At 59.3% G+C, this 22,504-nt stretch carries 24 protein-coding genes; 11 read left to right on the top strand and 13 right to left on the bottom strand.

Annotated features, from left to right (window positions below; all coding sequences use genetic code 11):
- Positions 1-14 precede the first annotated feature (14 nt).
- From ACFWW4_RS00365 to ACFWW4_RS00380, 4 genes are all read left to right on the top strand, one after another.
- The gene (locus ACFWW4_RS00365) at positions 15-2,480 is read left to right on the top strand and encodes a GcvT family protein (protein ID WP_411889043.1); all 2,466 of its coding nucleotides are present in this window, start codon (positions 15-17) and stop codon (positions 2,478-2,480) included.
- Positions 2,480-2,935 carry a pyridoxamine 5'-phosphate oxidase family protein gene (locus tag ACFWW4_RS00370; protein WP_411889044.1) on the top strand — a complete coding sequence of 152 codons (456 nt, stop codon included), beginning with the start codon at positions 2,480-2,482 and terminating at the stop codon, positions 2,933-2,935. Before ACFWW4_RS00365 ends, ACFWW4_RS00370 begins: the two co-directional genes overlap by 1 nt.
- A complete protein-coding gene (locus ACFWW4_RS00375) occupies positions 2,932-3,816 on the top strand; it encodes a homocysteine S-methyltransferase family protein (RefSeq protein ID WP_411889045.1) in 885 nt (294 codons plus the stop codon). The genes ACFWW4_RS00370 and ACFWW4_RS00375 overlap by 4 nt, the downstream gene beginning before the upstream one ends.
- 103 nt (positions 3,817-3,919) lie before the next feature.
- Positions 3,920-6,370 carry a GcvT family protein gene (locus tag ACFWW4_RS00380; protein ID WP_411889046.1) on the top strand — a complete coding sequence of 817 codons (2,451 nt, stop codon included), beginning with the start codon at positions 3,920-3,922 and terminating at the stop codon, positions 6,368-6,370.
- Here the strand turns inward: ACFWW4_RS00380 and ACFWW4_RS00385 are convergent.
- From ACFWW4_RS00385 to ACFWW4_RS00415, 7 genes are all read right to left on the bottom strand, one after another.
- On the bottom strand, positions 6,337-6,771 hold the full coding sequence (locus ACFWW4_RS00385) for a response regulator (RefSeq protein WP_411889047.1): 435 nt from the start codon (positions 6,769-6,771) through the stop codon (positions 6,337-6,339). The two genes, ACFWW4_RS00380 and ACFWW4_RS00385, sit on opposite strands and share 34 nt — an antisense overlap.
- Before the next feature lie 158 nt (positions 6,772-6,929).
- Positions 6,930-8,279 (bottom strand): S41 family peptidase, encoded by a 1,350-nt coding sequence (locus ACFWW4_RS00390; protein WP_411889048.1) that lies wholly within the window; start codon positions 8,277-8,279, stop codon positions 6,930-6,932.
- 14 nt (positions 8,280-8,293) lie between these two features.
- Positions 8,294-9,373 carry a murein hydrolase activator EnvC family protein gene (locus tag ACFWW4_RS00395; RefSeq protein ID WP_411889049.1) on the bottom strand — a complete coding sequence of 360 codons (1,080 nt, stop codon included), beginning with the start codon at positions 9,371-9,373 and terminating at the stop codon, positions 8,294-8,296.
- On the bottom strand, positions 9,370-10,881 hold the full coding sequence (gene gpmI / locus ACFWW4_RS00400; RefSeq protein ID WP_411889050.1) for a 2,3-bisphosphoglycerate-independent phosphoglycerate mutase: 1,512 nt from the start codon (positions 10,879-10,881) through the stop codon (positions 9,370-9,372). Before gpmI ends, ACFWW4_RS00395 begins: the two co-directional genes overlap by 4 nt.
- Positions 10,882-10,939: 58 nt before the next feature.
- Entirely contained in the window at positions 10,940-11,410 is a 471-nt protein-coding gene (gene rlmH, locus ACFWW4_RS00405) for a 23S rRNA (pseudouridine(1915)-N(3))-methyltransferase RlmH (RefSeq protein WP_411889051.1), read from the bottom strand.
- Positions 11,410-11,865 (bottom strand): ribosome silencing factor, encoded by a 456-nt coding sequence (rsfS, locus tag ACFWW4_RS00410; RefSeq protein ID WP_393927507.1) that lies wholly within the window; start codon positions 11,863-11,865, stop codon positions 11,410-11,412. The genes rlmH and rsfS overlap by 1 nt, the downstream gene beginning before the upstream one ends.
- Before the next feature lie 43 nt (positions 11,866-11,908).
- Positions 11,909-12,424 (bottom strand): hypothetical protein, encoded by a 516-nt coding sequence (locus ACFWW4_RS00415; protein ID WP_411889052.1) that lies wholly within the window; start codon positions 12,422-12,424, stop codon positions 11,909-11,911.
- A 130-nt stretch (positions 12,425-12,554) separates the two neighbouring features.
- Between ACFWW4_RS00415 and ACFWW4_RS00420 the strand changes: the two genes are divergently transcribed.
- From ACFWW4_RS00420 to ACFWW4_RS00430, 3 genes are read left to right on the top strand one after another with little or no spacing between them, the layout of a single operon-like run.
- Positions 12,555-13,028: a DUF2975 domain-containing protein gene (locus tag ACFWW4_RS00420; protein WP_411889053.1), complete on the top strand. Its 474-nt coding sequence runs from the start codon at positions 12,555-12,557 to the stop codon at positions 13,026-13,028.
- Positions 13,025-13,246 (top strand): helix-turn-helix domain-containing protein, encoded by a 222-nt coding sequence (locus tag ACFWW4_RS00425; RefSeq protein WP_411889054.1) that lies wholly within the window; start codon positions 13,025-13,027, stop codon positions 13,244-13,246. Before ACFWW4_RS00420 ends, ACFWW4_RS00425 begins: the two co-directional genes overlap by 4 nt.
- Positions 13,247-13,298: 52 nt before the next feature.
- On the top strand, positions 13,299-13,664 hold the full coding sequence (locus tag ACFWW4_RS00430) for a VOC family protein (protein WP_411889055.1): 366 nt from the start codon (positions 13,299-13,301) through the stop codon (positions 13,662-13,664).
- 33 nt (positions 13,665-13,697) lie between these two features.
- Here the strand turns inward: ACFWW4_RS00430 and ACFWW4_RS00435 are convergent, their stop codons facing one another.
- The 5 genes from ACFWW4_RS00435 to ACFWW4_RS00455 all read right to left on the bottom strand — a co-directional run bounded on the left by ACFWW4_RS00435 (position 13,698) and on the right by ACFWW4_RS00455 (position 18,261).
- Positions 13,698-14,705 carry an alcohol dehydrogenase catalytic domain-containing protein gene (locus ACFWW4_RS00435; protein ID WP_411889056.1) on the bottom strand — a complete coding sequence of 336 codons (1,008 nt, stop codon included), beginning with the start codon at positions 14,703-14,705 and terminating at the stop codon, positions 13,698-13,700.
- A 14-nt stretch (positions 14,706-14,719) separates the two neighbouring features.
- On the bottom strand, positions 14,720-15,853 hold the full coding sequence (locus tag ACFWW4_RS00440) for a hypothetical protein (protein ID WP_411889057.1): 1,134 nt from the start codon (positions 15,851-15,853) through the stop codon (positions 14,720-14,722).
- 15 nt (positions 15,854-15,868) lie between these two features.
- Positions 15,869-16,657 carry an exodeoxyribonuclease III gene (xth, locus tag ACFWW4_RS00445; protein WP_411889398.1) on the bottom strand — a complete coding sequence of 263 codons (789 nt, stop codon included), beginning with the start codon at positions 16,655-16,657 and terminating at the stop codon, positions 15,869-15,871.
- 76 nt (positions 16,658-16,733) lie between these two features.
- Positions 16,734-17,450 carry a bifunctional 2-polyprenyl-6-hydroxyphenol methylase/3-demethylubiquinol 3-O-methyltransferase UbiG gene (ubiG, locus tag ACFWW4_RS00450; RefSeq protein ID WP_411889058.1) on the bottom strand — a complete coding sequence of 239 codons (717 nt, stop codon included), beginning with the start codon at positions 17,448-17,450 and terminating at the stop codon, positions 16,734-16,736.
- Positions 17,428-18,261 (bottom strand): methyltransferase family protein, encoded by an 834-nt coding sequence (locus ACFWW4_RS00455; RefSeq protein ID WP_411889059.1) that lies wholly within the window; start codon positions 18,259-18,261, stop codon positions 17,428-17,430. The genes ubiG and ACFWW4_RS00455 overlap by 23 nt, the downstream gene beginning before the upstream one ends.
- A 123-nt stretch (positions 18,262-18,384) precedes the next feature.
- Here ACFWW4_RS00455 and ACFWW4_RS00460 point away from each other — a divergent pair, with 123 nt between their 5' ends.
- Together ACFWW4_RS00460 and ACFWW4_RS00465 are read left to right on the top strand one after the other, a co-directional pair.
- Positions 18,385-18,525, top strand: coding sequence for a hypothetical protein (locus tag ACFWW4_RS00460; RefSeq protein WP_411889060.1), 141 nt, complete (start codon positions 18,385-18,387; stop codon positions 18,523-18,525).
- A 54-nt stretch (positions 18,526-18,579) separates the two neighbouring features.
- A complete protein-coding gene (locus ACFWW4_RS00465) occupies positions 18,580-19,509 on the top strand; it encodes an endonuclease/exonuclease/phosphatase family protein (RefSeq protein ID WP_411889061.1) in 930 nt (309 codons plus the stop codon).
- Here the strand turns inward: ACFWW4_RS00465 and ACFWW4_RS00470 are convergent.
- The gene (locus tag ACFWW4_RS00470) at positions 19,506-20,495 is read right to left on the bottom strand and encodes an asparaginase (RefSeq protein ID WP_411889062.1); all 990 of its coding nucleotides are present in this window, start codon (positions 20,493-20,495) and stop codon (positions 19,506-19,508) included. The two genes, ACFWW4_RS00465 and ACFWW4_RS00470, sit on opposite strands and share 4 nt — an antisense overlap.
- Positions 20,496-20,690: 195 nt before the next feature.
- On the opposite strand from ACFWW4_RS00470, the gene ACFWW4_RS00475 reads away from it, so the two are divergent.
- Together ACFWW4_RS00475 and rlmN are read left to right on the top strand one after the other, a co-directional pair.
- Entirely contained in the window at positions 20,691-21,221 is a 531-nt protein-coding gene (locus tag ACFWW4_RS00475; RefSeq protein ID WP_393927494.1) for an invasion associated locus B family protein, read from the top strand.
- Positions 21,222-21,316: 95 nt separating this feature from the next.
- Complete coding sequence (gene rlmN / locus ACFWW4_RS00480) at positions 21,317-22,492, top strand: 23S rRNA (adenine(2503)-C(2))-methyltransferase RlmN (RefSeq protein WP_411889063.1); 1,176 nt, start codon at positions 21,317-21,319, stop codon at positions 22,490-22,492.
- Positions 22,493-22,504 lie beyond the last annotated feature (12 nt).

Genomic DNA, 22,504 nt, shown 5'->3' on the forward strand with positions numbered 1-22,504 from the left:
TGAAAGAGTGATCCATGGCTGATTTTCCAAGCTCTGCCCGCGTTGTCATTATTGGCGGCGGCGTGGTTGGCGTATCCACACTGTACCATCTGGCAAAAAAAGGCTGGACCGATTGTGTGCTGTTGGAAAAGAACGAGTTGACCGCCGGCTCGACATGGCATGCGGCTGGCAATTGCCCGTCTTTCAGCACCTCATGGGCGGTGATGAACATGCAGCGCTATTCCCTGAGCCTTTATAAAGGGCTGGCGGATGAGGTGGATTATCCGATGAACTATCACGTCACCGGGTCGATCCGGCTGGCGCATAGTAAGGAGCGGATGCAGGAATTTGCCCGGGCCATGGGCATGGCGAATTATCAGGGGTTGAACCTGAAGATCATGACGCCGGATGAAGCGCAGGACATGTATCCGTTTCTGGAAACCCATGATCTGGAAGGCACGCTTTATGATCCAGATGATGGCGATATCGACCCCGCCCAGTTGACGCAGGCGCTGGCCAAGGGTGCCCGCCAGATGGGCGCGCGCATCGAGCGGTTCTGCCCCGCCACAGGTGTGACCCAGACAAAGGACGGCTGGATCGTGCATACCGACAAGGGCGATATCGCCTGTGAGAAGGTGGTCAACGCCGCTGGATATTATGCCCAGCGGGTCGGCGAATGGTTCAAACCTTATGGTGGCCGCACGGTTCCGATGGTCACCATGTCGCACCAGTATTTCCTGACCGAGGAAATCCCTGAGTTGAAAGCCTGGACTGAGGCAAACGGGCGCAAGGTGCCGCTGCTGCGCGACGTCGACAGTTCCTATTACCTGCGCCAGGATAAGAACGGGCTGAACCTTGGCCCTTATGAGCGTAACTGCAAGGCCCATTGGGTGACCCCGGACGATCCGCAGCCGGATGATTTTTCGTTTCAGCTGTATCCTGACGATCTGGAGCGTCTGGAGTGGTATATTGAGGACGCGATGGCCCGGGTTCCGATCCTTGGCACCGCTGGCGTGGGCCGTGTGATCAATGGCCCGATCCCCTATGCCCCAGATGGTCTGCCTCTCATTGGCCCGATGCCGGGGGTGAAGAACGCCTATGAGGCTTGTGTCTTTACCTTTGGCATCACCCAGGGTGGTGGCGCAGGCAAGGTCGCCGCAGAATGGATCGTCGATGGTCACACCGAGTGGGATATGTGGGCTGTCGATCCCCGCCGCTACACCGACTATACCGATTTCGACTATTGCCACGCCAAGGCGGTGGAGGTCTATGGCCACGAATACGCCATGCACTTCCCGCATCACGAATGGCCTGCGGGCCGTGACAAGAAGCTGTCGCCGGTGGATGCGAAGGTGCGTGAAATGGGTGGCCAGATGGGTGCCTATAATGGGTGGGAGCGCGCGAACTGGTACGCCAAGGATGGCGACGATACCTCTCTGGCGGCGACCGAGACATGGGCCCGGACCGGCCCGTGGGAGCCGCGGGTGCGCGAAGAATGCGAGGCGGTGCGCGATGCGGCCGGTATCCTTGATCTGCCGGGGTTTTCGCGCTATCGGTTGAAGGGTGAGGGTGCGGCGGAATTCCTGCGGGGTCTTTGTACCGGTGGCATTCCAAAGGTGGGTCGGATCGGTCTGCTTTACTTTGCCGATGACCGGGGCCGGATCGTGACCGAGATGTCGGCGATGCGGCTGGATGAGGATTTCTTTTTCCTGATTACCGCTGCCCCCGCCCAGTGGCATGATTTTGAGTGGCTGCGCGGTCACCTGCCCGTCGATGCGGGGTTTACGCTGGAAGATGTGACAACCGCGTTTTCCTGCCAGATCCTGACTGGGCCTAAGTCGCGGGATATCTTGGCCGATTGTTGCGATGCAGATTTGACCCAAGGTTGGCTGACCCATCAATCCGCACAGATTGATGGCACATGGGTCCAATTGGTCCGTGTCTCTTTTGCCGGGGAGTTGGGGTGGGAGATTCATTCTCAGGTCGCTGACACCAAGAAGGTTTTTGATGCTGTGTTGAAGGCAGGCGCGCCGCATGGGCTGAAGCCGTTTGGGATGTACGCCCTCAATTCATTGCGCATCGAAAAAGGGTATCGCGCCTGGAAGGGCGACCTTTCGACGGATTATTCGATGCTGCAGGGTGGATTGGACCGGTTTGTGAAACTGGACAAGCCACAGGATTTCCCCGGCAAGGCAGCGATCCTGTCTGAGAAACAGCAAGGTTTGGCCAAACGCTTTGTCACGCTGACGCTGGACGCGCCGGGGGAGTGCGATGCGCCTTACATGTCGCCGATTTGGGCGGGCGATGAGGTGGTTGGTGAGACGACATCAGGCGCGTGGGGCTACCGCGTCGGCAAATCCGTGGCGCTGGGCATGTTGCGCGCCGATCTGGTAGAGCCGGGCACCAAGGTCGAGGTGGATATCTATGGGGAGCGATTTGCGGCGACGGTCCAGCCCGACCAGCCGCTTTGGGATCCTGAGAATGCCCGGATCCGGGCCTGATGCTGACGACAGAAATGACAGATCTGATCGCCACCTTCCCTTTGGGGTTTGTGGCGACGGTTACGCCGAATGGCACCCCGGCGGTGTCCCCCAAAGGTACGTTTCTGGTGCTGGATGAGGCCACGATCGCCTATAGCGACATCCGTTCCCCCGGAACCCGGCGGAACTTGACCGCGCATCCGGCCGTCGAGGTGAATTTCATCGACCCGTTTCGACGTATTGCCGTTCGCGCGGGCGGTACGGCAGCACTGCACCGCAAGGGATCGGATTGGTTTGCCGAACGGCATCCGATGTGGCTGGATACATTTGGCGATCTCGCCCGGCGCATTACCTGTCTGGTCGAGATCAGTCTGACCCATGCCAGTATGATCTGGACCCCGCCCTATGATGACGGGGTGACCGAAGATGACATGATCGCCCTATACAAGGCGAAGTTCGCGGAGATTTATCCATGACCGGGATTACGTTGATGGATGGCGGGATGGGCCAGGAGTTGATCCATCGTGCCGGAGACGCGCCGACCCCGCTGTGGTCGACGCAGGTGATGGTTGATCACCCCGGCATGGTGGCTGATGTGCATCGCGATTATGTGGCCGCCGGTGCGTCGGTGCATGTGACCAATACCTATGCCATTCATCGTGATCGGTTGGCCGGTTCGGGACTGGAGGAGCAGTTCGCCGCGTTGCATATGGCGGCGGTTGCTGAAACACGGACCGCTTGCGCCGGCCATGGCCGCATTGCCGGGTCCATCGGGCCGCTGATCGCCAGTTATCGCCCCGACATACATCCGGCACATGATGTGGCCGTACCGCTTTATGCCGAGGTGGCGCAGATCCTCGGGCCTGAGGTGGATTTACTGATTTGCGAAACGATTGCATCGGTCGATCACGCCCGCGCGGTGCTGGAAGGGGCGCTGACGGCGGGCAAACCGGTCTGGCTGTCAATGACTGTCGATGATGAGGATGGCACGCGCCTGCGCTCGGGCGAGAAGCTGGCGGATGTTTTGCCAATTGCAGAGGGCGCATCGGCGCTGTTGGCCAATTGCGCCGCACCCGAGGCGATGGCTGCGGCTGTCGCTGCTCTGGCGGAGGGTGATCTGCCCTTCGGGGCCTATGCCAACGGGTTTCAGCAAATCACCAAGGATTTCCTGAAAGACAAGCCTACCGTTGATAGTCTGTCCGCCCGCCGTGATCTGGGACCGGAGGCCTATGCGGACTTCGCGCTGGGCTGGATCGCGCAAGGCGCCACGATTGTGGGCGGCTGCTGCGAGGTGGGACCGGCCCATATCAGGCGGCTGGCAGAGGTCATTCGTGAGGCCGGGCATGAAGTTGTTTAGGCGCTTTCGCCGAAAAACGCCGATATTGTAGCGGATTGCGCGTGACGTATGACATATTTCGTGAAATTATCCGGTAAATATTCATTTTAGGACTGCTAGACCGATGGCTACCCCCCCTTCTTCCGCGCGCGTTGTCATCATTGGTGGTGGCGTTATCGGCTGTTCTGTCGCCTATCATCTGGCCAAGCTGGGCTGGACAGATGTGGTGCTGCTGGAGCGCAAGCAACTGACGTCGGGCACGACTTGGCATGCGGCCGGGCTGATCGCCCAGTTGCGGGCGACGGCGAACATGACGAAGCTCGCCAAGTATTCTCAGGAGCTTTACGGCAATCTGGAAGCGGAAACCGGGGTGGCAACGGGTTTCAAGCGCTGCGGGTCAATTACGGTTGCACTGACCGATGAGCGTAAGGAAGAGATTTATCGCCAGGCTGCGATGGCCCGGGCGTTTGGTGTGGATGTGGAGGAAATCTCGCCCACCGAGGTCAAGGAGCGTTATGAGCATCTGAACATTGATGGTGTCACTGCGGGCGTCTATCTGCCGCTTGATGGTCAGGGTGATCCGGCGAATATCGCCTTGGCGCTGGCCAAAGGGGCCCGCCAGAATGGTGCAAAGGTGATTGAGCGGACGCTTGCCACGGGTGTCCGCCGTGATGGTCGCCGGATCACCGGCGTGGATTGGGCGCAGGGTGATGAGACGGGTCATGTCGCCTGCGACATGGTGGTCAATTGTGGGGGCATGTGGGGGCATCAGGTGGGCCGCATGCTGGGCGTCAATGTGCCGCTGCACGCCTGTGAACATTTCTATATCGTCACCGAAGCGATTGCGGGCCTGACCCAGATGCCGGTGCTGCGGGTGCCGGATGAATGTGCCTATTACAAGGAAGACGCGGGCAAGATGTTGTTGGGCGCGTTTGAGCCCAATGCCAAGCCCTGGGCGATGGATGGTATTCCGGCAGATTTCGAGTTCGATCAGCTGCAGGAGGATTTCGACCATTTCGAACCCATTCTGGAGGCCGCAGTGGAACGCATGCCGATGCTGGCCGATGCTGGCATCCATACGTTTTTCAATGGCCCCGAGAGCTTTACCCCTGACGATGCCTATCATCTGGGGCTGGCACCCGAGATGGACAATGTCTGGGTCGCTGCTGGTTTCAACTCCATCGGGATCCAGTCGGCCGGTGGTGCAGGCATGGCCCTGAGCCAATGGATGGAGAGTGGCGAAAAACCGTTTGATCTGGGCGATGTGGATATTGCCCGCATGCAGCCGTTTCAGGGCAACAAGACCTATCTGTTTGAGCGGTCCAAGGAAACGCTCGGCCTGCTTTATGCTGACCATTTCCCTTACCGGCAAAAGGCGACCGCGCGGGGGGTCAGGCGGACGCCCTTCCACCAGCATCTGCTGGACCGGGGTGCGGTGATGGGTGAGTTGGCCGGGTGGGAGCGCGCCAACTGGTTCGCCCGCGAGGCGCAGGAAGCCAGGTACGAATACAGTTGGTCGCGCCAGAACTTTTTCGACAATGTCCGGGAGGAGCATATGGCCGTGCGCCAGAATGTGGGCATGTATGACATGTCTTCATTCGGCAAAATCCGGGTCGAGGGGGCCGATGCAACTGCATTCATGAACCATATTGGCAGCGGCCAATATGACGTGCCTGTGGGCAAAATTGTCTATACCCAGTTTCTGAACAGCCGTGCCGGGATTGAGGCGGATGTGACGGTGACGCGGATCGAGGAGGATTGCTATCTGGTGGTTACCCCCGCCGCTACCCGGCTTGCGGACCAGACCTGGATGCGCCGTAACAAGGGTGATTTCAACGTTGTGATAACGGATGTGACCGCAGGCGAAGGTGTGCTGGCGATCATGGGGCCGCGGTCACGCGAATTGCTGCAGGCGGTGTCGCCCAACGATTTTTCGAATGACGTCAACCCGTTTGGCACCGCGCAGGCGATCGAGATCGGCATGGCGCTCGCCCGTGTTCACCGTGTGACTTATGTGGGTGAGTTGGGGTGGGAGGTATATATCCCGTCCGACATGTGCGGGCATGTGTTTGAAACGCTGGCGACGGCGAGATTTGACTTTGGCATGCGCCTGTGCGGCATGCATATGATGGACACCTGCCGGATGGAAAAAGGGTTCCGCCATTTCGGCCATGACATCACGTCTGAAGATCACGTGTTGGAGGCCGGTTTGGGCTTTGCCGTCAAGACGGACAAGCCCGATTTCATTGGCCGCGATGCCGTGCTGCGCAAGCGTGAGGAAGGGCTGGCGTGCCGTCTGGTGCAGTTCAAGCTCACGGACCCGGAGCCGCTTTTGTATCATAACGAGCCGATCCTGCGGGATGGTGAGTTTGTCGGCTACCTGTCGTCCGGCGGCTATGGCCATCATCTGGGGGCGGCCGTAGGCATGGGATATGTGCCTTGCGCCCAGCCGGGTGAAAAACCGGAAGAGATGCTGGCGAGTACTTATGAGATCGACGTGATGGGTACCCGTATCAGGGCAGAGGCACAGTTGAAGCCGTTTTATGACCCGGCGGGCGAACGGGCCAAGGCCTGAGATGCGCCGGACCCCGGTTCTTCCCCAAGTTGTCTGCCTGACGCCAGGGCCTGCTTGTGAACCGATGCCACAAGCTGATTTTCACTGGCTGGTTTGATCAGGATGACGGCATCGGGAAACTGCGGGAAGATGGCAGGATTATCTGTGCTGCCGGAGTGGAAGATTAGCGGTGTATGGCGCATGTGCAGCCGTTCGGCGACGGGCTGAACCGTTCCGTCCGGCAGATCAATGTCGAGAATGGCCGCATGATAGTCTGCTTCGCACAGCGGCAAACATTCTTTAACTGACCCGGCAGTTGTGACAGTCGCACCCGCCTCTTCCAGGATCAGTTTTGTTTCGTAAAGGATCAGGAAATTGTCCTCGATCAGGAGAATTTCCATCCCTTGAAGTGATCGTGTCACGATGCCCTCGTCAATCGCCCCCACCCATAACTTCGCAAGAATAGCATGAGTAAAAACAGATATGCAACCTATGGTTGAAGATCCTTCAAAGAGAGAAACGGTTGCCCAGAATCCGGGCAACCGTTGTTGTTTGAGCTTACGACTTGTCGCGAAACGATTCAGGGATCAAGCAGCGCAGTCGGCCCCAGCGCGTTCAACCCTTTGAGGATGTCGATCGCATAAGCCAACTGATAATCATCCTCGCGCAGTTGCGCTGCGGCCTCTGCCCGTGCCCGGTCTTCTTCGATCTGGCGAATTTCATCCTCGGTCAGGCTGTCATTGTCGAGCGATCCGCGCAGGTCCGCCTCTGACCGCTGCTGACGCGGCTGGTCCTCATCATCCTCGTCCGAGGTGGGGCGTGGCCGCGGCTGTTCGACGATGATGTCAGGCGAAATGCCCAGTGCCTGGATCGACCGGCCTGATGGGGTGTAATAGCGCGCGGTGGTCAGACGCATGGCGCCATCACCGCGTAGGGGAACAACTGTTTGCACAGACCCCTTACCAAAAGATTTGGTGCCTACAACAATCGCCCGGCGGTGATCCTGCAAGGCCCCCGCCACGATTTCAGAGGCTGAGGCGGAGCCGCCATTGATCAGCACAACGATGGGTTTGCCCTGGGCCAGATCACCCGGTTCGGCATTGAACCGTTCCCCATCCGCTGCATCGCGTCCACGGGTGGACACGATTTCGCCAGCGTCAAGGAATGCGTCCGACACATAGATTGCCTGATTCAGCAGACCGCCCGGGTTGTTGCGCAGATCCAGCACGAAGCCATCGACATTTTCGATGCCCCCGGCATCCTCAACCTGTTTGGCGAGGCCTTCGCGCAGATTGGGGAAAGTCTGATCGTTGAAGGTGGTCACACGTAGGACAACGGCATTGCCTTCGGTCCGGCTGCGCACGGCGGTCAGTTTGATCGTGTCGCGGATGATGGACACGTCGAACGGTTCAACCTCGCCCTCGCGCACGATGGTGATGATGATTTCGGACCCCACCGGGCCACGCATCATGTTGACCGCGTCGTCCAATGTCAGCCCCAGCACGCTTTCGCCATCCACGGCGGTGATGAAATCACCGGCGATGACCCCGGCGGCGTCGGCGGGGGTGCCATCCATCGGGGAGACGACCTTGACCCAGCCTTCTTCCTGCGTGACTTCTATCCCGAGCCCGCCGAATTCACCGGATGTCTGCACCCGCATACGGGCGGCATCGTCAGCGGACAGATAGCTGGAATGTGGATCAAGCGAAGTCAGCATGCCGTTGATTGCCGCCTCGATCAGTTCCTTGTCATCAACGTCCTCGACATAGCCGGCGCGGATCCGTTCGAAGATGTCGCCGAAAAGGTCCAGCTGTTCGTAGACGCTTGCGTTGTTTTTGGATTCCTGCGCCAGTAGCGGCCCGGCAATCTGGCTGGTGGCCACAAGCCCCAGAGCAGCGCCGCCGATTGCGGCCAATATCAGCTTTTTCATTATCGTATCCTATCCTACTCGAGCGCGAACCAGGTGTCCGGATTCACGGGACTTTGCCCGGACCTGACCTCAAGATAAAGGGTTTGCTGCGTCTGATCGTCATCAAAGACAGCATTTTCGCTCAAAATACCGTCATCTGCCTGCCCGTTGCCACCCATCAGACCGATGGCTTCGCCTGCGGGCAAGATCTGGCCTGCTGTTCCAAAGGTTTGTTCCATGCCTGCGATAATAAATAGCACGTCTGCCGCGGGTTCAAGGATGACCACGCTGCCGTAATCCAGAACCGCACCGTGAAACAACAGCGTTGCGGCGACCGGTGTGGTGACCAGCGCCTGCGGCTGGGCGGCGATCCGCACGCCAGGGCGCCCCTGACCGTTGTCCGGCAGAACGTAACCTGCGACGGGGAGTGGCAGGTTCCCCTCTGCCGTCAGCCCGGTGTCGGATGACGGCAGCGATCCAGCCAACCCCCGCGCAAACCCGTCCAACGTTTCGGCACTGGCCACGAGTAGAGCGGTTTGTACCGAGTCTTCGCTGAAGCGCTGCGGCAGGTCGGTCCGTTCGGAGATCGCGATGCCCAAGGCCGTGCGGGCGGTTTGTGCCGCCTCGCGCCCATCGGTCAGTGTTTCGGCCGCTTTGATCCGGAGGGTGCGCAAGCGGTCCAGTTCCGACAATTGCTCTTGCAAGGCTGACACCTGGGTTTCCAGCGCCGGTGTCAGATCGGCCACGATCCCGCCGGCGCGCGCGGCGGCAAGTGGGCCTTGCGGATGGCTTTGCAGAACGGGGGTCGGTGTCCGCCCGATGGCCTGCAGCGCGCCGATCAGATCGCTGAGTTCATCGCGCCGCGCGCTGAGTTCGGCCGTCAGCGCCGCCTCACGCGTTGCAACCTGCCGTAACCCGTCACGCATCGCCGCCAGCCCGTCTTCATAGGCCTGCACCGTTTCTGTCAGCGCCTTGACCCGGTCGCGTTTGGTTTGCGCCTGTTCCAGCTGGGTGCGAGCGGCCAGCAGGCGGTCCATCGCCGTGCCGGCCGCAGCCTCTGGGCTTTGGGCTTGGACTGGCAGTGCCAGACAGATCAGAAATGCGGCGAGCCTCATTTGATCAGGCTTTGCCCTGTCATTTCGGGGGGCAGGTCGAGCCCCATCAGATCAAGAAGTGTTGGCGCCAGATCGGCAAGCCGTCCATCCTGCAATCTCGCTCCATCCGGCCCGCCGACAAGGATGACCGGCACCGGGTTGGTCGTGTGTGCGGTGTGCGGACCGCCGGTTTCGGGATCAACCATGGTTTCGCAATTGCCGTGATCGGCAGTGACAATCATCGCGCCACCTGCGGCTTTGAGCGCCTTCAGCACCTCGCCCAGCCCCTGATCGACCGCTTCGCAGGCCTTGATCGCCGCGTCCAGATCACCGGTATGCCCGACCATGTCGGGGTTGGCGTAGTTGGTCACGATCAGATCGTAGCCGTCTTCGATTGCCTTGACGAAGTGTTCGGTCACCTCACCCGCCGACATTTCGGGCTGCATGTCGTAGGTGGCGACCTTTGGCGATTGAGCCATATACCGGTCTTCGCCCTTTTCGGGCGTTTCGATGCCGCCGTTGAGGAAGAAGGTCACATGCGGATATTTTTCGGTTTCGGCGAGCCGGAACTGCCGCAGCCCTTGTTTGGCGACCCAGGCGCCAAGGGTGTTCTGGATATCCCGCTTGGGGAAGACGATGTCGAACCATTGGTCATGCTTGTCGGAATAGCTGACCATGCCCAGGCGGGCGGCGAGGTCGGGCTTGTCCCGGTCGAACCCGTCGAAATCCGGGTCGGCGATGGCGGCCAGGATTTCGCGTGCCCGGTCAGAGCGGAAGTTGAGGCAGAAGAAACCGTCGCCTGTGGCCAGCCCTGAATAGTCACCGATGACTGATGCCGGGATAAATTCATCGGTCTTGTCAGCGTCGTAGGCCGCCTTGACTGCGGCGCTGGGCGTGTCTGCGGTGTTGCCCTGCCCTTTGATCATGGCGTTATAGGCGGTTTCAACCCGTTCCCAGCGGTTGTCGCGGTCCATGGCGTAGTAGCGCCCGATGACAGTGGCGACTGTGGCGTCGTCGGGCAGTTTGTCCTGCAGTTCGGCAACGAAATCGGCGGCTGATTTTGGGGCCACGTCGCGCCCGTCGGTGATGGCGTGGATCGCAACGGGCACACCTGCATCTGTGATCACCTTGCTGGCGGCAATAATGTGGTCGATATGCCCGTGCACCCCACCGTCAGAAACGACACCCATCAGATGCGCTACACCGCTGCTGTCCTTCATCTTTGCGATGAAATTCTGTAGCGCGTCAGCTTTGAAGAACGATCCATCCTCAATCGCTAGCTCAATCTGGCCAAGGTCCATGGCAACGACACGGCCTGCGCCGATATTGGTGTGCCCGACCTCTGAATTGCCCATCTGGCCCGATGGCAGACCTGCATCGTTGCCGTGCGTGATCAGCTGGGCATGCGGCCCCTGCATGATCGCGTCAAAATTGGGGGTATTGGCGAGTATGGGGGCGTTTGCGGTGCTGTCATCGCGCAGGCCCCAGCCGTCGAGGATACACAGAACAACGGGTTTGGGGGCTGGCATGGGAAACTCCATTTGATTTGATCAGAGGTTTAGCGCATCGCGAGGGGCGCGCAAACCGCTAAGCGCGGTGGTAGGGTCCGCCGGCAAGAATGGACGCGGCCCGGTAAAGCTGTTCGGCCAGCATGACGCGCACCAGCATATGCGGCCAGACCATCTTGCCAAAGCTGAGCGATGCGTCCGCGCGCCCGCGCAGGTCAGGATCAATCCCGTCAGCCCCACCGATCACAAAGGTCAGATCTTGGCGCCCCTGGTCGCGCCATGTCCCGAGTTGTGCGGCAAAGTCAGGCGACGACATCAGCTTACCGCGCTCGTCCAATGTGCACACCAGTGCGCCATCGGGAATAGCGCGACGCAAAAGCATGGCTTCGGCGGCCATACCGCCGCCCTTTTTATCATCCACTTCGATGAGTTGCGCGGGGCCAAGTGCCAAGGCCCGCCCGGTCCGGTCGAACCGGGTGAGATAGTCGTCATACAGCTCGCGCTCGGGCCCTTTGCGCAATCGGCCCACAGCGCAGATCTGGACGCGCATCAGGCGGTCGAGGCCGCCCCGGTCTGCCACATCTTTTCGAGCTGGTAGAACTCGCGCACTTCGGGGCGGAAGATGTGGACGATGACATCGCCCGTGTCGATCAGGACCCAGTCGCCTGCATCCTTGCCCTCGATCTTGGAAATGACGCCATATTCCTGCTTGAGCCGGTCGGTCAGTTTTTCCGCCATGGCGGTGACCTGCCGGGTCGAACGGCCGGAAGCGATGACCATGTAATCACCCATCTCAGAGCGCCCGCGCAGATTGATCTGCACGATGTCTTCGCCTTTGTCATCATCGAGGGATTTGAGAACAGCGGCCAAAAGGCTTTCGCTGGTCGCAGTTTTCGGAGCGCTCATTGCTGGGGCTCCGGTGTTGGCCGCCGACGCGGCCGAGGTGGAAAGAGACAGTGCATTGTCCTCCTTAAAGCGCGCCGTCACGGCCCCGGCGCAGGGCATAACCTGAAATTAGCAATGCCCCGGCGCTTTTTCAACAATTCGCTTAAGGACAGTCGGGCATATCGCGCAATTGTTCCTCTGACGTGACGGCAGATAGCGGCCCATTACGGACGAGTGGCAGGAACGCACCGTCCGGTGCCATGCGGACCGCAACACTGACGCGCGCATCATCTTCGGGGCCTGCATCCAAGCGGCAAGGTGAAAGGCTGATCGAGAGAGAGCCCTTGGTTGCGTCGGCATTTTCCGCGTTCCAAGCGCGCGCGGTGGCCTGCAAGCTGCGCAGCTCGGCGTAGTCGGCTGGGTTCACTTTAAAGACAGAACCGTCGCGTTGCAGCGCGAAAGTACCCGCCGCAGTCTCGTTCGTATCACTGCGTGTTGTTGAGAACAGCATCAACGCCGAACCGGGGCTGACATCAATGCCTGCTGGCAGGGTCAGGTCAACCGCGAGGTCCGCCGGATCGGCAGTCGTGGGTGAAAGGCCGCTCAGCCGCATCGCCGTGCTCGGTACGATGCTGGTACAGGCCGACAAGGCCAGGGCAGAAAAAAGTGCAAATCGCATACGAATCTCCTTTGACAAGTATTTTTTATTGTTTTACATTAAATTTTAGAAACGGAAAGGCCAAACTATGTCGTCGATAGATAAAGTAAAAAGATGGAGCCGAACGCTCCAATGGCTGACAATTTTTGCAATGATTGCGACGCCCATCGCCTTCTGGATCGGTGCCCTGAACATGCCATTGGATCAGGCGATCGTGGATGGTCTGGTGCATGGTATCACCGTCACCCGAAACGTCACAGCAGGTCAGCTATACGGCGCAATCGCCCTGTCGGTGATCAGTCCCATCATATTTCTTTTTGTTCTCAACGATATGCGCAGGCTGTTCGCGTCATATCGCACGGGCGACGTTCTGACCAAGGCATGCGCCAATCTGATCAAACGTATCGGCCAGGGATTTCTGGGCCTAGCGTTGATGCAGTTCATATTGCAGCCGGTCATGACGGCACTGCTGACCATGCATAACCCACCCGGCGAGCGCAGCATCGCTATTAGCCTGAACAGCGAAATGATCTTTTTCGCATTGTCAGGAGGTCTGATCATCGTGATCGGCTGGGCCATGCGCGAAGCGTCTAACGTTGCGTCCGAAAACCGGTCATTCGTATGAAAGACATGCAGATCATCGTCCGCCTCGACGTGATGCTGGCCCTGCGCAAGATGAAGTCCCGCGATCTTGCGCAGGCGATCGGCATCACCGAACAGAACCTGAGCCTGCTGAAATCGGGTAAGGTCAAGGGGATCCGGTTCGAGACACTGGCCAAGATTTGTGCAGTTTTGGAGTGTCAGCCGGGCGATTTGCTGGAGGCGGAGCAGCGGGCGACATGAGCCCTTTGCGGTGATCCTGCCTGAGGCTAAGATCAAGGGGGGGGTCAGCACCATGGCACAGTTCCGCTACATCGTAGATGACGTCGACGCGGCTATTGCGTTTTACCAGGGCAAGCTTGGGTTCACCTTAGAAGAGCAATATGGGCCAGCAATGGCCATCCTGAGCAAGGATGATCTGCAGCTTTGGGTAGCCGGGCCACCGGCTTCGGCCTCCAAGCCAATGCCTGATGGCAGAAAACCGGAACCGGGCGGCTGGGGCCGCATCGTAATCCTGGCTGACGATCTGGATGCAATGGTCGCCGCAATGACCGAAAGCGGTGTCACCTTCCGCAATCAAATTGTCGAAGGGCCGGGTGGGCGCCAAATCCTTTGCAATGATCCGTCGGGAAATGCGGTGGAGTTATTTGAACCAAGCTGACGCCGCTTCGCATCGCGACGACCGCCGCCCATCCTAAACCCTGGGGTCAATGAACGCTTTCCCGTCCGGCTTGGCCAGCGCCTCTGGCAGTTTGTCCATCGCTTCGGACAGTGGCACGATGCCAGCAACATCGGTGGTCCATTTGCCTGTCACGAACCGTTTCTGGATTTCGCTGAACGCCTCGGGGATACGGGCCGGATCGACCTGTTTCATCCAGCGGGTCAGCCAGAAACCTTCGATCTGTTTGCCCATGAAAATCATCTGCCCAAGCTGGGTCAGCTTTGGTGCCTCGGTCGAGAGTTTGCCGTAGTTCACCCAGCGCGCATGGGATGGCATGGCGAAGAACAGATCGGACGTGAATTGGTCCCCAACCGCGTCCAGCAGGATGCGCGGCTTCAGAGTTTTGAAGATGGATTGTGCTTGTCCCAGCGGGTCATCGGCGCCGGTCACGATCACCTCTGCGGCGCCGAGGTCTTTTAGCGCCTGCGCCTGTTCGGCCCGCCGAATGATGGCGATCGGTCTGATCCCGTGATCCCGACCCAGCGCGATCAGCAGTTTGCCGAGTTGCGAGCCTGCGGCGTTGAGGATGAAGCTGTCCGCCCCGCTTTCCTTGACCATGTCGAACATGGCGATGGCGGTCAGCGGATTGACCAACTGACCCGCCGCGTCGGGTTCCGCCAGATCGGGACGACAGGGGACAAGGCGGCTGGCGTCGGTCATGGCGTACTCGGCCCATGTGCCGGAGGCATCGGCGAAGAAGCTGACGCGCTGGCCCTTGAGCGGCGTATCCCCCGCGACAACCTCGCCCACTGCCTCAAACCCGGCAGGCATCCCCTTGACGCGGGGCTGGCCATATTCGCCCTTGATGAAATGGATGTCAGAGGGGTTCACGGCGGCCAGATGCACCTTGATCAGCGCCTGCCCATCGCCGGGCGTGGGGACCGGCACATCCTGTAGGGCCAGAAAGGGTGACAAGTCGTCGATATTCGGGCCGGTTTGGGTATCGGCGTAGCCGTCATGCAGTTGGATCAGAGCTTTCATCGGCAGGCTTTCCTTTATGCAAAGACGCAGGCCGCGGCCTGCGTTGGTATCAGCAGTTTCGCGATCCGCTTGCGATCCTTCTTGCGTGCCACAAACAGGCAATGCGTGTCGGATTGCGTATCAAGGCTCCACAGATCAAAACCGGCATCCTGCAGACTTTCCGCGTATACCGCGAAAACACCATCTTCGGCCACGGACCTGTTTTCAACGTCAGGCAATCGCACCGCCTCGTCACCCAGGGCGCATGTGATCCGATTTGCCAGATCGGACGGTTCCGCTTTCCAGTCTAACGGGACCATGAAAACTGTCTCGCGTTGCTCATTATACATCTCGGACAGACGCAAGGCCACGTCGTCGGGTGCTTCGTGGTTTTCAAATACGGTTTTGATCCTGGCCTTTGTCGCCGCGATATCCGCATTGTGCATAATGATATCCGCCAGCTTCAGATAGGCTTTTTGCGCCTCTTTTGGTGAATACAGCCCCTGCAACAACGGCTTGATCGGGTCGCCGCCACCTCGGTTTGGCCCTGGCTGCAATGGCTGCGGGGCCTGCCCGCGATGCTTCTTGACCAGTTTCACGCCGCCAGCGGTATCAATGTCATCCGTCGGTCGAATCCGCTGACCCGAGACGAAAAACCGCGTCTCGGACAGGACACATGTTCGCCATACATCCGCGCCTGCCTTGCGCAGATCGCCCGTCCAATCGGCGGGCGGGAAAAACATGTGACGCGCCGTATAGGCAGCACCATGTTCGCGCAGTCCACCCATTACAACGATCTTGGATCCATCCACCCAGAAATCGGCAGAGTCCATGTGATCATCGCGAAAATCGCCCAACACAGTTTCATCGACGCGGTATTTCCCCAGGATGAGGGGCTGCCGATTATGCGCCGAGACGGAAAAGGCATAACCGCTGTCGCCGTCTTTGGCGATGCATAGCACCGGTTCAGCCTGATCGGCGTCGAACAGTGCAAAACCATCTGTCGTGCCCCTGTTGTAATCCGGTATCGTCGCAGACCTGACTGTGAGATGCGGAAATGCCAGGTGAATGGCCTTTTCCGAGTAGGGCAGCCAGCCAACAGCGTATCCGGCGATGGCATCATAATTCAGGTTCAGATCACCCTTAGGTGCCCGTGAGAAAAGTCCCATTTCCCGGTTCCTGTTTTACAGATCGAATGTTGCAAAAACGGGTGCATGATCGCTGGGTTTTTCCCAGCCGCGCGCGTCGCGCAGGACCCGACTGGAATGGGCGGCATTCTTGATGTCGGGCGTGGCCCAGATGTGATCGAGCCTGCGCCCCTTGTCGGCGGCGTCCCAGTCTTTCGCCCGGTAGGACCACCAGCTGTAAAGCTGTCCTTCGGGGATGTCGTTGCGGGTCACGTCGGACCAGCCGCCTGCATCCATGACCTGCCCGAAATGGTCGACTTCAATGGGCGTGTGGCTAACGACCTTGAGCAGTTGCTTGTGGCTCCACACGTCATCTTCGCGGGGGGCGATGTTCAGGTCGCCCACAAGGATGGATTTCTGCGGTTTGTCCGTATGAAAGGCGTCGCGCATTTCGGTCAGGTAGTCGAGTTTCTGGCCAAATTTCTCGTTCACGTCGCGGTCGGGCACATCGCCACCGGCAGGAACGTAGAAATTGTGGACGGTCACGCCGTTTTCCAGCTTGCCGGCGATGTGGCGAGCATGGCCGAGGCTGGCGTAATCCTCTGACCCGGCCTCCTCCATCGGGATTTTGGAGAAGATGGCGACGCCATTGTACCCCTTCTGCCCGCGCGCGACCATGTGGATGTAGCCAAGTGCTGTGAACTGCTCCACCGGGATCTTGTCCACCGGGCTTTTGCATTCCTGAAGGCAAAGCACATCCGGGGCTTCCTCGCGCATCAGTTTGGCGACGATATCCTCGCGCAGGCGGACAGAGTTGATGTTCCAGGTGGCAAGGGTGAAGGGCATGGCGGTTCGGGCTTTCAATGGGGCGGCGGCGCCGCGCTGCATTATTGAACCTGTTTGCCTCGCCCTGACCGATTGTTCAACCTTGAGCGGGTTTCGTTGCCAGACCGATATAGATAACCGTGCGCAGCGGCAGGGGGCCGAAGGTCAGGTCACCGCGCCGGTTGATGCCTCTGGGACCCAGACCGGTAGTTGGACCGAGGATAAGCCCCGCCGTTTCAAGCGCTGCCTGCAATTCGTCCGGCTTGATGAACATTGCCGGATGATGGGTGCCTTTCGGCAATATGCGCAGGATATCTTCGGCCACTGTGATCGCGGCAAGCCGTGCGATGATGTTTCGGTTGATGGTGTCGAACAGGAACACACCGCCGGGTTTGAGAACACGCGCCACCTCTGACAAGACTTTTGGCAGATCCGCAACATGCTCCAGCACGTCGACGCAAACCACGTAGTCAAACTGCGCGTCGGGGTAAGGCAGATCCTCTCCTAGCCCCACATCATAGCGGATGTTGCGGCCCGTTTCCGCCGCATGTGCCTGCGCCGCCGCTATGGCATCTTTCGCCGGATCAATACCGGTGACCTCTGCGCCCTTTTCGTCCAAGGCTTCGGCCATGAACCCACCCGCGCAGCCCAGATCCAGCACCGCCTTGCCCGCCCAGTCCACATGCCTGTCGAACCATTTCAATCGCCCGGGAACAAGGTTTTTCAGCGTGCGCACCCAGCGGATATCATCAGACCACCAGTTCTGGGCATATTGATCATAGATCGTCAGATCATTCCGTTCGGGGCTGGCCATCGGGGACATTCCTTTTGAAGGTGGGGAAAATGTAGGGCACGCGCGCCTGATAGGCCCGAAACCGGTCGCCATAGATTTTCCGGAAACGTCGTTCTTTCAGTCGCGGGGCCAGCAGGCAGTAGGCTGTGTAGCTGATTGCCAGGAACAGTTGATCAGGCGTCCAGACTGGCACGGTCCAAAGGGTGAGCGCAAAGGCCACATAGATTGGTTGTCGGATGAAACGGAAGAGGCCGGTTGTCGGCATGTCGGGAAAGACCGGTTTGATCTTCTGCATTAGTGACATCCAGCCCAGCGCGCCAGACTGCACTTCAGCCCCGGCATCATAGCTGGCCTTGATCAGCAGGAGCCACGAGGCGGCGTAAAGCGTACAGATGGTGGCAAATGCCGCGCCTTCTGCCTGCCACCAGATGATCCCGCTGGGCGTCCAGAATGCGAAGAGCAGGAACAACTGCGTTGATGCGATAATGGCATAGGTCGTGGTGCCCAGCGTTTTCCCATGAGGTGCCGGCGCTAGCTTTGACAGAATTGCGCGGCCCCGCCTCGACAACAAGAACGAATGCACAAGCGGGAATTGCAGGATCAGTGCGGTATTGGCAAGCCATAGCCATGGGTCGGAAACCCGGCCGAAACTTTCGCTCATCCCGAAAAACATAGCGATCATCATGGCGAGCACGGACAGGGTGAAGATGCTGTGGCAAATCACCCCATAAATCAGCGCGATCAGGATGCGGCGCCGGCTAGGGGGTGGGCGGAATGTGCCGAAGGCTAGCTGCAGCAGTCGGGTGAGTGGTGTTTGCGTGTCATGTCGCATCGCGAGCCAGATAGACCCGCTGCACCCAATGGCAAGCATGTCAGACGAAGGGTCGCAGTATGATTGTGATTTATCAGTCTACCCGGACAGTCGGACGCTATTTTTACGTAGAGAGGCATGGTGATGACCGACGATGACAAACCGCCGAAACGACACGATCCGGTTTCGCTGGTAAGACCTTTCGCGCGCGTTCGCATCATGGCAGCAATCGTCATCTTTCTGATTGGATTGGTTGTACTGGCTTTCCGGGCTTTCTCGGGCTGATCTGCCAATCTTGATGCTTTGTAAAACCGCGTAGCCGTGCGACCTTGGCGCAGCATGCGTATTGCCACACTCAACGTTCAAAGCCTCAGGCTGTTTCCTGACGTCGAAGGTAACCCGCTGCGCGGCGCGCGGGATTCGGATGTGTCTGAGGATGCTGGTCTTGATCAGATCGACCGCAAGCTGACGGCCGAATTGTTGCGGCAGGTGGATGCGGAGGTGATTGCGTTGCAGGAGGTTTTTGACCAGCAAACCCTTGATTACTTCCACAATGTTTATCTGGTCCCTACTGGTATCCGCCCTTATCCGCATCGGGTTTGCCTGCCCGGGAACGATGGGCGCGGGCTGGATGTGGCGATGCTTTCACGACGCCTGCTTGATCGGGTGCAAAGCCACGCATCGCTGACACTGGCGGATGTAGGGATAGACGCCCCTGCAGGGGTAGATCCGGAATTGCCGGTATTTCGCCGCGACTGCCTGATGGTCGATATCGGTCCGCTGACGCTTTTTGTGTGCCATTTCAAATCGCCTTATCCGGATCCCGACAAGGCGTGGATCACCCGCAATCTGGAGGCGCGCGCCACGCGGTGCCTGATCGAACGCCGCTTTGCGGACCCGGCGAAGGGTCTTTGGCTGATCATAGGTGATCTGAACGAGGCGAATGACGGCGATGCCGGTCATCCCAGAGCCATCGCGCCGCTGGAGAGGGATTTCAGTGTTGATCTGATGCAGCGCCTGCCAGTCGACCTGCGCTGGACCTATTTTGATCCGCATTCGGCGCTTTATCATTGCCCGGACGCGCTTTTGGCCTCACCGGCCCTAGCCGCAAGGTGGCCAGACGCGGTGCCGCGCGTTATGCGCATGGGGTTGGGTGCAGAATCCTCACGCTTTCACGGCCCGCGCCTTGCTGGTGTTGGCTGGCACAGGCCGCATGCCAGCGATCATGCGGCTGTGGTCATTGATCTTGATGATTTGTCCGTGGCTTAACGCAAGGCCGCAACCGGGCGGATCTGACCGGTGACGATATCGCGCCTGTTGTGGATCGGCGGCTGCATGCGCGCCAAGGTCGCCGGATGAGCCGGATCCAGCACGCCGAGCTGTACGAGGATCGCGGCGATTGCGCATTCGCTTGCGCGCGTGGCCCCGTCCGCGATCTTGAGCGCGACGCCAAGACGCTTTTCCGGGATGATCGCGATAAAGACTCCTTCGGCCCCGGTCTTGATCGCCACCTTGCCGTCCATCGCCCGCATCAGTTCGGTACAGGCGCGGGTTTCGCCCGCCACCAGTTCAGGAAAGGCACCCATTGCGCGGGTAAGCCTGACCGCCGCCTGACTGCGCGCGTCGGACCTGTCATGCGCGCTGGCAAAAAACGCCATGGCGCGGGCCAGACCGTGGAGAGTGCAGGCATGGTTCGGGGCCGAACAGCCATCAATCCCGAACATCGGGCTGGTTTCTTGGGTGACCTCTTCAAAGGCGGCCTTGCAGGCCTGTTGCACGGGATGGTCGATCAGGTCGTAATCCGGACCGGCCCGCAGATGTTTGCTCAGCGTTAGAAAGCCTGCATGTTTTCCGGAGCAGTTATTGTGGACCTGGCAGGGTTCCTCGAACGCGCGGATCAGGCCATAGCGCGCATCCTTGTCATTCGGCATTTGCGGACCGCAGCGAAAATCATCGTCGGTCAGGCCCAGATCGCCGAGCCATTCTTTGACCCGATCGGTATGAATGGCTGCCCCGTTATGCGAGGCGCAAGCCAATGCCAGTTGTTCATCGCTCAGATGCGCCCCTGCCCCGCTTTCAAGAAGCGGCAAGGCCTGCACCATCTTGCAGGATGACCGCGGATAGATCAGCGCGGTGGGGTCGCCCCACGCCTCGACTATTTGGCCGGCATCGTCACAGACCACCGCATGCCCCTGATGGAGGCATTCCAGCAGATCACCGCGCCAGACTTCGACCAAATCAACCGAATGTGCCATTTTTTCGCCTTTTTGGATTGTATATGTCTTTCAGATAGCCGCCGTCGCGTTTGGGGCTTTCCCCGGCGGGCGGTTTTTTGCTACGCTTATGGCTATCGAGTTGAAACAGTTCCTGCCAGTCGAAAAGGTGTACGCCAGATGCACCGCGACGAAAACAGGAGCATCCAGAGGCAAGGACAGCTTGGAGGCTGTGACATGATTTTTAAAATTTCTCGCGCAATTGGCGTGGCTGCGGCTGTGTTCTGGGCTGGTGCCGGTTTGGCACAAGAGGTCAGTGACAACCGGATTGCCGCGAACACCGATTGGAGCGTGTTTGTTGAGAGTGACCCCACCGAATGCTGGGCTGTGTCTGCCCCGACCGAAACCGTGAACACCCGCGACGGCAATACCGTTTCGGTGAACCGCGGTGATATTCGTCTGATCGTGTTCTACCGTCCGTCCGAAAGCGTGAATGGGCAGGTTATGTTTGCGGGCGGCTACCCCTTTGCCGACGGATCAACCGTCAGCCTTGAGGTTGGTGGCACCACATTCCAGATGTTCACTGATGACGAAACCGCATGGCCCGCCACCCCCGAGGATGATGCCAGGTTTGTCGCCGCCATGAAGCGCGGTGCAAATGCCGTTGTCGTGGGCCGTTCGAGCCGTGGCACGACCACCACGGACACGTTCAGCCTGCTGGGCTTTACCGCCGCCGTGGAAGAGGCCGAGAACCGCTGTTCCAGCTGACGCCGTGTTTCATTGACTTTGTGGGGCCGGTTTTCTTGTGGAAACCGGCCCTTTCTCTTATATGGCAGGCTTGACCCCCGATCCGGAGCATTCCCATGGAAGCCAAGGCCCCGATTACCCAGGACGTGCTGACCATTCCGCGCAAGTTGCCGGAAGGGCCTGTGAACCTTGTCGGGATGACGCGTGACGCCATGCGTGATGCCCTGATTGCCGCAGGTACGTCGGAAAAGCAGGCCAAGATGCGCGTCGGCCAGATCTGGCAATGGATCTATCACTGGGGTGTCCGTGATTTTGCCGACATGACCAATCTGGCGAAAGACTATCGCGCGATGCTGGCCGAGAAATTCGTGGTTGCCATTCCTGAGGTGGTCACCCGGCAGGTGTCCGACGATGGTACACGCAAATATCTGGTGCGTATCGCTGGCGGCCACGAGGTTGAGGTGGTGTATATCCCCGAGACGGATCGCGGCACGCTCTGCATTTCATCCCAGGTCGGCTGCACGCTGACCTGTTCGTTCTGTCACACAGGCACTCAGAAGCTGGTCCGCAACCTGACCGCAGGAGAGATTATCGGGCAGGTCATGCTGGCCCGCGACGATCTGGGTGAATGGCCTGTGCCCGGTGCCCCCAAGGACGAAACCCGCCTGTTGTCCAACATCGTGCTGATGGGCATGGGTGAGCCGCTTTATAATTTCGAGAATGTCCGCGATGCGATGAAGATCGCGATGGACCCGCATGGTATTCAGTTGTCGCGGCGGCGGATCACCCTTTCGACATCGGGTGTGGTGCCGGAAATCGCGCGCACTGCGGAAGAGATTGGCTGCCAGCTTGCCGTGTCATTTCACGCAACGACCGATGAGGTCCGCGACAAGCTGGTCCCGATCAACAAGCGCTGGCAGATTGCCGATCTGCTGGATGCGCTGCGGACCTATCCCAAAGTATCCAATTCAGAGCGGATCACGTTCGAATACGTGATGCTGGACGGGGTGAACGACAGCGACGCCGATGCCCGTCGTCTGATCAAGCTGATTGACGGAATTCCCGCCAAGATCAACCTGATCCCGTTCAACGAATGGCCGGGTGCGCCCTATAAGCGGTCGTCGAACAACCGCATCCGCGCCTTTGCCGATATCATCTACAAGGCAGGTTATGCGTCCCCCATCCGCACCCCGCGGGGCGAGGATATCATGGCCGCCTGCGGACAGTTGAAATCTGCCACCGAACGGGCCCGAAAATCGCGCGCACAAATTGCTGCAGAAACCGGTTTGTAGTTAACGACATCT

This window comes from Yoonia sp. SDW83-1 (assembly GCF_046762885.1).
GTDB lineage: Bacteria > Pseudomonadota > Alphaproteobacteria > Rhodobacterales > Rhodobacteraceae > Yoonia.

What these genes read in the sequence shown, in the direction of transcription:
- ACFWW4_RS00365 (WP_411889043.1), top strand. Translation starts at nt 15, where the DNA reads ATGGCTGATTTTCCAAGCTCTGCCCGCGTTGTCATTATTGGCGGCGGC.
- ACFWW4_RS00370 (WP_411889044.1), top strand. Translation starts at nt 2,480, where the DNA reads ATGCTGACGACAGAAATGACAGATCTGATCGCCACCTTCCCTTTGGGG.
- ACFWW4_RS00375 (WP_411889045.1), top strand. Translation starts at nt 2,932, where the DNA reads ATGACCGGGATTACGTTGATGGATGGCGGGATGGGCCAGGAGTTGATC.
- ACFWW4_RS00380 (WP_411889046.1), top strand. Translation starts at nt 3,920, where the DNA reads ATGGCTACCCCCCCTTCTTCCGCGCGCGTTGTCATCATTGGTGGTGGC.
- ACFWW4_RS00390 (WP_411889048.1), bottom strand. Translation starts at nt 8,279, where the DNA reads ATGAAAAAGCTGATATTGGCCGCAATCGGCGGCGCTGCTCTGGGGCTT.
- ACFWW4_RS00395 (WP_411889049.1), bottom strand. Translation starts at nt 9,373, where the DNA reads ATGAGGCTCGCCGCATTTCTGATCTGTCTGGCACTGCCAGTCCAAGCC.
- gpmI (WP_411889050.1), bottom strand. Translation starts at nt 10,881, where the DNA reads ATGCCAGCCCCCAAACCCGTTGTTCTGTGTATCCTCGACGGCTGGGGC.
- rlmH (WP_411889051.1), bottom strand. Translation starts at nt 11,410, where the DNA reads ATGCGCGTCCAGATCTGCGCTGTGGGCCGATTGCGCAAAGGGCCCGAG.
- rsfS (WP_393927507.1), bottom strand. Translation starts at nt 11,865, where the DNA reads ATGCCCTGCGCCGGGGCCGTGACGGCGCGCTTTAAGGAGGACAATGCA.
- ACFWW4_RS00415 (WP_411889052.1), bottom strand. Translation starts at nt 12,424, where the DNA reads ATGCGATTTGCACTTTTTTCTGCCCTGGCCTTGTCGGCCTGTACCAGC.
- ACFWW4_RS00420 (WP_411889053.1), top strand. Translation starts at nt 12,555, where the DNA reads ATGATTGCGACGCCCATCGCCTTCTGGATCGGTGCCCTGAACATGCCA.
- ACFWW4_RS00425 (WP_411889054.1), top strand. Translation starts at nt 13,025, where the DNA reads ATGAAAGACATGCAGATCATCGTCCGCCTCGACGTGATGCTGGCCCTG.
- ACFWW4_RS00430 (WP_411889055.1), top strand. Translation starts at nt 13,299, where the DNA reads ATGGCACAGTTCCGCTACATCGTAGATGACGTCGACGCGGCTATTGCG.
- ACFWW4_RS00435 (WP_411889056.1), bottom strand. Translation starts at nt 14,705, where the DNA reads ATGAAAGCTCTGATCCAACTGCATGACGGCTACGCCGATACCCAAACC.
- ACFWW4_RS00440 (WP_411889057.1), bottom strand. Translation starts at nt 15,853, where the DNA reads ATGGGACTTTTCTCACGGGCACCTAAGGGTGATCTGAACCTGAATTAT.
- xth (WP_411889398.1), bottom strand. Translation starts at nt 16,657, where the DNA reads ATGCCCTTCACCCTTGCCACCTGGAACATCAACTCTGTCCGCCTGCGC.
- ubiG (WP_411889058.1), bottom strand. Translation starts at nt 17,450, where the DNA reads ATGGCCAGCCCCGAACGGAATGATCTGACGATCTATGATCAATATGCC.
- ACFWW4_RS00455 (WP_411889059.1), bottom strand. Translation starts at nt 18,261, where the DNA reads ATGCGACATGACACGCAAACACCACTCACCCGACTGCTGCAGCTAGCC.
- ACFWW4_RS00460 (WP_411889060.1), top strand. Translation starts at nt 18,385, where the DNA reads ATGACCGACGATGACAAACCGCCGAAACGACACGATCCGGTTTCGCTG.
- ACFWW4_RS00465 (WP_411889061.1), top strand. Translation starts at nt 18,580, where the DNA reads ATGCGTATTGCCACACTCAACGTTCAAAGCCTCAGGCTGTTTCCTGAC.
- ACFWW4_RS00470 (WP_411889062.1), bottom strand. Translation starts at nt 20,495, where the DNA reads ATGGCACATTCGGTTGATTTGGTCGAAGTCTGGCGCGGTGATCTGCTG.
- ACFWW4_RS00475 (WP_393927494.1), top strand. Translation starts at nt 20,691, where the DNA reads ATGATTTTTAAAATTTCTCGCGCAATTGGCGTGGCTGCGGCTGTGTTC.
- rlmN (WP_411889063.1), top strand. Translation starts at nt 21,317, where the DNA reads ATGGAAGCCAAGGCCCCGATTACCCAGGACGTGCTGACCATTCCGCGC.